At 48.0% G+C, this 2,708-nt stretch carries 2 protein-coding genes and 2 pseudogenes; all 4 read left to right on the top strand.

The genetic code is table 11. The annotated features are described in order from the left end of the window. A pseudogene (locus CKW18_RS29510) lies at positions 1–662 on the top strand (hypothetical protein); the annotation flags it as partial. Next, the gene (locus tag CKW18_RS29505) at positions 655–1,623 is read left to right on the top strand and encodes a tetratricopeptide repeat protein (protein WP_095191973.1); all 969 of its coding nucleotides are present in this window, start codon (positions 655–657) and stop codon (positions 1,621–1,623) included. The pseudogene CKW18_RS29510 and the gene CKW18_RS29505, both read left to right, overlap by 8 nt. 9 nt (positions 1,624–1,632) lie before the next feature. After that, positions 1,633–1,944 (top strand): hypothetical protein, encoded by a 312-nt coding sequence (locus CKW18_RS29500; RefSeq protein ID WP_371857661.1) that lies wholly within the window; start codon positions 1,633–1,635, stop codon positions 1,942–1,944. After that, positions 1,889–2,708, top strand: a pseudogene (locus CKW18_RS29495) (hypothetical protein); the annotation flags it as partial. The gene CKW18_RS29500 and the pseudogene CKW18_RS29495, both read left to right, overlap by 56 nt.

Here is a 2,708-nt window from a genome sequence, read left to right as displayed (position 1 = left end):
ATGGCGAAGCCATGGACTATCTGCAGAAACTGAGCTTCCTCGGCGCCACGGGTATCGATGTGGCGTTTGCCTATGTGCGTGGGTATGCCATTGTTAAAGGGATATTTGATGCGCTGACCGAGGGTGGGCGTGGGGGGGTGATTGCTTACTCAATCGTCACCGACAAAAAACAGAAAGAGATGCAGGAATGGGTATGTAACTTGCAGCCACAGGCACTTGGACCGTTGCTGTTGACCCTTAGCTCATCTCCTGAACCTTTTTCAATAGAAGAAGACCAGGACAATAAAAGCGTCAAGGAAGACGAGGCATATCAACTACAGCAGAGAGCGATCGAACGGTGTTTAGGGTGGATATCATCCAACCCTAACGCTACTTCACAGTTCGAAGAGGCAGTTATACGTATGAATCGGGATGGATTGCGACCACCGCAAGCCGGACTTACATATTGTAAAAACAAATTCAAGCTCGATTCATTTATGGCTGAACGAGTTAAAGCCCTGGACAAAGCCAGTAACGACACAAGAACAATTTATCGCGAGCATGTAGCTAGATTAGGCGCAAGACTAAATGGACACTGTGAGTACAACACCATTTATAACGGCCCGGCTTTCGCTCCAATCCAAGATACAAAAGCAAGCTACAAGGGACCGAACATTGATTAAAATTGCATTATGCCTATTTCTATCCGCCCTTTTTTCCTGCTCAGCTTCTGCGCAATTAACACAAGAACAGCAGTCGAAAAAAGAGAGAGGACTAATTTTGTATCAGCAAAGCGACTGGTACGACTCTCAACCTTTACTAGAAAGTGCTGCCATTGCTGGTGACGAGACAGCCCAATATTACTTGGCAGAGGCGATTCGTCTGAGCAACCGATACACAACTAATGAAGCAAGAAAATGGTATGAAGCAGCTGCGCAACAGGGCAACCTTTACGCAATGCTAAGACTAAGCAGTAAGAGTGACCTCTGTAATGAAATAGAAAACTGCGGTGGCAAGAGTGCAGACGAATGGCGTGAACAAGCAATACAATTAGCTCAAGAACGAGCTAAAAACAACGACACTGAAGCCATGACCGTTTTATTCATCACTAAACAAGGATTCAATTGGTTAGAAATGGCAGCTGAGGCAGGTGATCCTCTAGCTCAGAATACACTCGCAGGAATCTACGAAGATGGGGGCGGTTGGTTCATCGTTCCAGGTAGCCGCGAAAAAACCATTCAAAAGTGGTACAAAGCGTCAGCTGAAGGTGGATATCCCAAAGCAATGTATTTTTATGCCAACTATTTATTCGAACATGGAGGTAAGAAAGAAGAAGTTGCTTATTGGTTAAAAAAATCGGCCGAGGGCGGGTACGTCAGCGCGGTCGGTAATTACGCCCTCAGCGTAGCCCATATACCAAACGATCTAGACTACCCAAAAAACTTGATTGGGGCTTATGGACTAGCCTATCTGATGTCTAAATTCGAGGGTGGCGGGACAGCAGCCGAAGACGGAGAAAGAATGCTCCCAAAAATCACTGAAAAAATGACCAAGGAAGAAATCAAACAAGGTCTTCTATTTGCGGAAGAATGGAAGAAAACGCGCCCACCGCTTTCTTATTTCGTTCCTGTTTACGGCTATTGAGAACTCAACGTGGAATTACTCATTAAATTAGTGACAAGCTTTTTTCTATTAATGCTTGCACCAAATGTTTATGCTACCCAAATGACAAAGAATTTAGCTACGGCCAAAGATCGCGGTATCGCGCTTTACCTTCAAAGCGCTTGGACTTCTTCCCAGTCTTTTTTGCAAACCGTCGCTGAAACGGGCGATCGAGACGCTCAGTACTACTTAGGCGAGGCCATCCGCCTAAGTAATCGCTACATGACAGAGGGAGCCGTGAAATGGTATGAGGCCGCAGCCGAACAAGGACATTCTCACCAGCCACGGGCCGTATTTTTTTGAGATTGAGATCGTCGCGGAACTCGCCGAGTGCGGGGTGGCGGTTCCCGAGTTCGCACTCAGCCCTGACGACCAGTACGCAGGGACCGAGGATTTTCAGGCTTTTATCGAACTGACAAACAAACGCGATGAGCTTGAGAAAAAAATCGAAGCGCGTTATTCCCAATGGGTCTCGGCTACCGGTGGCAAGTCAGCGCCACCCGGAGTGCTCTTTGTCAGCTTGCAAAAGCAGTGGTACGACCTGAACACAGAGGCTGAGCGGATTCAGACCACCGCCGAAGCACGCGTTCGAGCACTGAAGCCTCCCCGCCTCTTCCTCTGGGATGCGGAGAGCTACAAGCCAAAACCCCTCGAACGCCTGGCCAAAACCAACATTCCGCTACGTGAACTCAGCAGCGCCTCTTCGACGACGATCCTGAACCACATCAGCTTGAAACAACTGGCCCAAGCCAGTGGCAACGCGTTTAAGGACCAACTGAAAGAGCTCAAGAGCAGCTTGCCCAAATCGATTGCCAAAGAAGCAGACGACGATCGTGTGTTCAGTGATTGGCTGGAACAGGAAGGCGCGCTGCAGTTCGATGAGAAAGGCCCATGGTTCGATGAACATGGCCTCTTTCTGCCAGATAAATTCTTCGCTGCACTGGAAGCCAAAGGCTACAAAGTCGAAAGCATCAAAGCCGAAGCCAAGAAAAAAAGCTGGGGCGAAAACCTCAAAGCCATGGTTTTCGAAGATAAACAGCTTCGTAACCTCATGCTTTTTGACAACA

The sequence above is a fragment of the Pseudomonas sp. Irchel 3E19 genome, from assembly GCF_900187585.1.
In the GTDB taxonomy this organism is placed as follows: Bacteria; Pseudomonadota; Gammaproteobacteria; order Pseudomonadales; family Pseudomonadaceae; genus Aquipseudomonas; species Aquipseudomonas baetica.
The sequence above is the reverse complement of the archived record's forward strand: the minus strand, read 5'-3'. Positions and strand labels throughout refer to the sequence as shown.